This is a genomic window from Mycobacterium sp. (genome assembly GCF_049280035.1).
GTDB lineage: Bacteria > Actinomycetota > Actinomycetes > Mycobacteriales > Mycobacteriaceae > Mycobacterium.
This window is the reverse complement of record NZ_JBAPPI010000379.1, coordinates 1-5904: the sequence shown is the minus strand read 5'-3', so window position 1 is coordinate 5904 and position 5904 is coordinate 1. Positions and strand designations below refer to the sequence as shown.

The window sequence follows — 5904 nt, the reverse complement described above, 5'->3', positions numbered from 1 at the left end:
CGCCAGCAGCACCTCGGCGAGCGCGCGGCCGATCCCCCCGGTCGCGCCGGTGACGATGACCCGGCGTCCCGACGGCGTCAGGCCGAGCATCAGCCGTCGCCCGCGGCGGCCGGCTTGCTCAGGCCGTAGCGGGCCCAGTGCCGCTCCGGGATCTCCGCCGGGTCCTTGTACCAGTACCAGGTACAGGGATCGCGGTCGTAGTCGTCGGGCGGGTCGGAGGGGTACATCGGGTGCCCGATCCACTCGATCGGCTGGATCTCGTTCATGAACGAACAGTGCGTGCAATACAGCGGGAAGCCCTTGCGCCCATAGCTCCAGTCGTGCGCATCGTGCGTCACGCCCAGCGGGCGCTCACCGCGGTAGGCGCCGTTTCGCCACAGGCGCTGGCCCGAGCCGCACGGGTTCATCCGGAAGGTGAACTTCTCGTCGTCCTCCTCGATCTCGAAGGCGCCCGGGTTCGGCCCGGTGCCCGAGCACGAGTGCGCCCGCCACGTAGCGGCGAGCGCGTGCACGATCTGCCGCCGGTTGGTGCCCTCGATCTTCTCGACGTCACCCCGCCAGCCGCGCTCATTCCCGTAGCGCCAGGCCTCGGCCACCCCCTCATCGCCCAGCCTCTCCTGCACGAAGCTGATCAGGCCCAGCAGACCGCTCGCCATCAGGTCGTGCAGGTAGCGCCACTCGTGCTTCATCTCCTCGCACAGCGCTCGTGCGCCGTCGGTGTCGCCGCGATCGAGCGCCTCGATCGCACGGTCCATAGTGGGCCGTGCCATCTCCGCGAGCTCCTGATCGGAGAACCATCGTTCCGTCATTGCCGCTCCTCCTCGAACCTCACGGGCTTGCCGGTGATCAATTCTTATTGGGCTTCTTCCGCGGTGAAGACAACATCGGGATTGAGGATGCCTGCCGGGTCGAAGCTGTGTTTGATGCGGCGCATGAGCTCGATCTTGACGGGGTCTTCGAGCTTTAGGAAGTACGGGGTTTTGGCGCGGCCGAGGCCGTGTTCGCCGGAGATCGCGCCGCCCAATTCCATTGCCAACGCGAAGATGTCGGTCATCAGCTTCTTCTTTTTCTCCGGGTCCTTGCAGAAGATGGCCAGGTGCACGTTGCCGTCGCCCGCGTGTCCGCAGCCGGCCGCGGCAGCGCCCGCGGTCGCCGCCAGATCGCGTGCGGCGGAAAGGAATTTCGGCATCGCGGAGCGCGGCACAACGGTGTCGATGATGTCGTCTGCGCCGATCGCCTTTGCCGTCCAAAACGCCTTCTCGCGCGCCTCGATCAGCTTGCGTGCTGAGCCTCCTTCCAGCACATAGGCGTCGACGGCACCCAGCTCGGCGACCAGCTCACCGGCCCGCTCGACATCCTCGTCCAGTCGGTCGGCAGTGCGGTTCTCAAGCGCCACAACGAGATACGCTTGGCAGCTGTCGCGGATGCTGTCGGGAATACCCAGCTCCAGATTCTGGGTGTGGACGAGAGCGGCCATCGTCACGTTGTCGATGTATTCCAGGACGTAGGGCACCAGCCCGCTGGCGAGGATCTTGGGTACTGCCTCCATGACTTGGTCGAAGTCGGCGAACGGGGCGAGCACGGTGGCGCTGTGGTCGAGCCGCGGATGAAGCTTGACGGTCACCTCGGTGGCCAAGGCCAGGGTGCCTTCGGAGCCGACGATGAGCTGGGTCAGGTCGTAGGCGGTGGACACCTTGGCGATCTTGCCGCCGGTCCGGATGATCTCGCCGGTCGGCAGCACCGCCTGCAACCCGAGCACGTTATGGCGGGCTATCCCGTACTTGACCGCGCGCATCCCGCCGGCGTTGGTGCCGACGTTGCCGCCGACGCTGGAGGACAGCTCGCCCGGGTGGACCATGTAGCGCAGCCCGGTATCGGCGGTCGCGGCGTCCAGTTCGGTCAGGGTCACGCCGGGTTGCACGACGGCTACCTGGTTGGTCGTATCGACCTCCAGGACCGCGTTCATCCGCTCGAAGGAGATCACCAGCCCGCCTTCCCGCGGAATCGCCGCGCCCGACAAGCCGGTCCCGGACCCGCGGGCCGTCACCGGCACGCCGTGTTCCGAGGCGGCTTTCAGCAGCTGCGAAACCTCTTCTGCGCATGCGGGTTTGGCGACGTACGCGGGCTTCTGCGGTGCCGTCGTCAACACTTCGTCGTGGAAATAGCCCTCGGGGATTGCGTCGCCAGTCAGCAAGTTGCGGTCGCCGACGATTTCTGAAAACCACGCCGTCATGTCGCTCATCGAAGGCCTCACCTTCTATCGCTGCACAGCGACTCACTTTATCGCCGCGGGTGAGCGGACGGTGGCATGCTCTTCACATGGCGGCCGTCCCCCAAACCGTCTACGCGCGAGACGGCGATGCTCATCTCGCGTATCAGATCGTCGCTGACAACGGCCCGGATCTCCTCTTCGTCCCCACCGGCATGTTCCCTATCGACCTGCTGTGGGACGAGCCCACCGTCGCCCGCGACCTTCGTCGGCTGGCGTCGTTCAGCCGTCTGATCATGACCGACCTGCTCGGGGTGGGAAGCTCGGATGCGGTGCCGATTCAGGACCGTCCGGCGATGCAGTCGTGGACGGACGGGTTCGTCGCGGTGCTCGACGCCGTTGGGAGCCAGTGTGCGTCGGTCTTCGCGATGGCGGAGTCGGCGCTTCCCGCCATGCTGCTGGCGGCAACCCATCCCCAACGGGTGCGCTCGCTGGTGCTCTTTAGCCCGTTCGCGCGCTTTGTCCGAGCCCCCGACTATCCGTGCGGGATGCCCGAGCCGACCTTCACGCGGTATGTCGACGCCTTCGGCGAGCTGGTCGGGACCGGCGCCCTCGTCGACGAATTGGCACCGAGTTGGACCGGCGATGCCGGGAAGCGGCGCTGGTGGGCGCGCGGCGAGCGCCTGGCCGGCGGCCCCGGCTACTTCAAGGCCATCTTCGACCTCTACCTGCGCACCGACGTCCGGCCCGCGCTCGACAGCATCCAGGCGCCGACGCTGCTGCTGCACCGCCGCGGTGACCGCCACGTGACCGGCGGCCACGCCCGCTATCTCGCCGACCGCATACCTAACGCGCGATTAGTGGAGCTCGACGGGGACGACCACGTGTGGTTTGCCGGCGACTCCGACCGCGCGCTCGACGAGATCGAATCGTTCGTCACCGGTACACGAGCCGCCACGCCGACGAACCGCGTGCTTTCGACCGTCTTGTTCACCGACATCGTCGGATCGACCGAACGCGCCGAGGCTCTCGGCGACGAGGCCTGGACGGCCGCTCTCGACGTGCACAACGACGTCGTGGGGACACATGTGGCCAGCGCGCGGGGCGACGTCATCAAGTTCACCGGCGACGGCGCGCTCGCGACCTTCGACGGGCCGGCGCGTGCGATCAACTGCGCGTGCGCGATTCGAGACGCGGTGCAGGACCTCGGACTCGACATCCGCGCCGGCCTGCACACGGGCGAAGTGGAGATGATCGACCGCGACGTGCATGGGATCGCGGTCCATATCGCCGCGCGCATCATGGCGCTCGCCGGGCCCGGCGAGGTACTGGTGTCGGGCTCGATCCCGCCGCTGGTCCTCGGTTCGAGGATCGCCTTCGATGACCGCGGCAGCCACGAACTCAAGGGTGTGCGCGACCCCTGGCCGGTCCTGGCGGTGCGCGACGCGCGCGGTTAAGGGTGGTCACCACATCGCCTCATAGATTTACGCCGCGCGATGTGCCGCTCCGGACGACAGTTGCCGGTTTACCCGGCCTGCCGCGATCGCGATGCAGGGTGGGTCTGGATTACTCCATTCCGACCATCGGAGGAATCGGCTGGTGCGTGTTCGTGTCGCCAGATCGCGGATTGCGCCGAGAACCGAGGATGGGCGGGCTGGGGATGCTGCTGGAGTCGGTCGAACCTGTCCAGCCGGTGCGCCGGCGTAAACCCGATCACCATCATCTTCCAGAGTTCGCGAATGAAATTGCCTGCCGTGCGCCGTGATTCCGGGCCGCCGACATAGCGGCGCGCGATGGTCAGAAAGTCCTCGGGTTCGACACCGGCGACATCACGCACGTGGGTCGTCGGCCCGCCCACCTCCCAGGTTCCCAGCGCGTACTCGGGCAGGTACTGGCGCAAACCGGACTGGATGAATAGATCGAAACCGAGTCGTTGTTCGTACACGCGCAGGGCCTTCATGAACATCCACGGCGGGATATCGATGTGGCGGACCCGTCGGCCCAACGCCTCACCGATCGCGTCGGCGATCTCTGCGCCGGTGAGCAGCGTCGGCCCGGTCGGGCGGTAGGCCCGACCGTCGTGCCGGTGCGGGTCAAGCAGCGCGCCGACGGCGACGCGGGCGATGTCTTCGTTGGACGGCGGGGCATTGCGGCCTCCGCCGGTCGGCACCGGCAACACGCCTAGCTGCGCAGCAACCGGAAGCAGGTTCAGGTAGTTGTCGGCGAAGAAGCCGGGATCAACGGCGACGTGGGCAGTCTCGGGCAGCAGCTCAAACAGCTTGTCGGTCAACCAGTGTTGGCGGGTCATCAGCGAGGGATGCTCGGGGCTGGCCAGCCACTGCCCCAATGCCACCACCGCCTCTACCCCTGAGCGCCGCGCCGCCACGGCAAAGGCGACCGCGCTGTCGAGGGCATGCGGGTGATATGGCGGGTTGAAAAATACCCGGTCCACCCCATCGACTGCGGCCGCAACCTGCTGAATGTCGAACATGTCGGCAACGACGACTTCAGCACCCAGGGCTCGTAAACGGGTGCTGCGCGCATCCTCGCGGTGCACCAACGCCCTGGTTGGCAAGCCCTTTTCCAACAACTGGGCGGCCACCGCGCCGCCGATCTTGCCCGTGGCGGTAGTCACCAGGGCTCGTGAGTTTGTCATTGGATTTTCCTTCCCTAGTCGGGTTACTTGAACCAACAGTAATGTGACCACTGGTTACATCGCAGTATGGGCTTCCGATGTGACCGTTGTCAACATCGTGGTTCGCATGGGATTCTGGCGAGCATGAGCCCCGCCCGCGCCGACCCAGAGCGCCGAAAGCCCTACCACCACGGCGCGCTGAACTCAGCGTTGGTCGAGGCGAGCATCGCGCTGGCCCGCGAGGGCGGACCCGATCGGGTCGTCCTTCGCGAGGCCGCCCGGGTCGCCGGGGTGTCACACTCGGCCGCTTACCGTCATTTCGCCGACCGCGAGGCACTGCTGGCCGAGGTCTCGCGCCATGCGCGCAGCGAGCTCGCCGCCGAGATGCGCCGACGCGTTGCCCGCGCCAAAGGCCCCCGCCAGCGGCTGCGTGCGGTCGGTATCGCCTACATCGACTTCGCGTTGACCGAGCCCGGACTCTTCCGCACCGCGTTTACCTCGCACCCACCCACGTCGCCCGTCGCGGATCTGGATCGAGCGGACGCCGGATCAGCCGGCGATGGTGCCGATCCATTCGAGATCCTCGGTGAAGCGCTCGACCAGTGCCAAGCCGCCGGTCTTCTGAACCCACACCGCAGACCCGGAGCCGAGATTGCGGTCTGGTCGGCGGTGCACGGCCTCGCGGGCCTGCTGCTGGACGGGCCATTACCTAGAACCGCGGCCGGCATCGAAGTCGCGCGGCGGCGAGTGCTGGAACTTATCGAGCGCGGACTGCTCAACGGCGGCGCGTCATGATTACGTTGGGGCGGCCTTGCGAGGTTCTCGCAGCGACAGAAATCTGCGAGCTTCAACATGGACCAGGTGATGGCCAAGTTGCAGGACGCCACTACCCGCAGCAGCTGAGCAACTCCGGTGGAACGCAACGACCCGCTCGTCAGCAGCAATCCCATCCTCGAATTTCCATTCCACACTTAGGATTTCGCTATGGCTACCGGTCGGCAGCTGGTAGTCTGAACGCCGGTGTCCGGGTATGTGCTGGGGTTGGCAGCAAGCTCGTCGC

5 protein-coding genes are annotated in these 5904 nt (G+C 66.7%); 2 read left to right on the top strand and 3 right to left on the bottom strand.

What is annotated here, in order from left to right; translation table 11 throughout:
* Positions 1-89: 89 nt before the first annotated feature.
* Complete coding sequence (locus WAN71_RS12810; RefSeq protein WP_422225690.1) at positions 90-809, bottom strand: hypothetical protein; 720 nt, start codon at positions 807-809, stop codon at positions 90-92.
* Positions 810-853: 44 nt separating this feature from the next.
* A complete protein-coding gene (locus WAN71_RS12805; protein WP_422225689.1) occupies positions 854-2242 on the bottom strand; it encodes an FAD-binding oxidoreductase in 1389 nt (462 codons plus the stop codon).
* Between the two features lie 77 nt (positions 2243-2319).
* Between WAN71_RS12805 and WAN71_RS12800 the strand changes: the two genes are divergently transcribed.
* Positions 2320-3666: an adenylate/guanylate cyclase domain-containing protein gene (locus WAN71_RS12800; protein WP_422225688.1), complete on the top strand. Its 1347-nt coding sequence runs from the start codon at positions 2320-2322 to the stop codon at positions 3664-3666.
* 68 nt (positions 3667-3734) lie between these two features.
* Here WAN71_RS12800 and WAN71_RS12795 read toward each other — a convergent pair whose 3' ends face one another.
* On the bottom strand, positions 3735-4865 hold the full coding sequence (locus WAN71_RS12795) for an NmrA family NAD(P)-binding protein (protein WP_422225687.1): 1131 nt from the start codon (positions 4863-4865) through the stop codon (positions 3735-3737).
* 123 nt (positions 4866-4988) lie between these two features.
* Between WAN71_RS12795 and WAN71_RS12790 the strand changes: the two genes are divergently transcribed.
* Positions 4989-5639 (top strand): TetR/AcrR family transcriptional regulator, encoded by a 651-nt coding sequence (locus tag WAN71_RS12790; RefSeq protein ID WP_422225686.1) that lies wholly within the window; start codon positions 4989-4991, stop codon positions 5637-5639.
* Positions 5640-5904 lie beyond the last annotated feature (265 nt).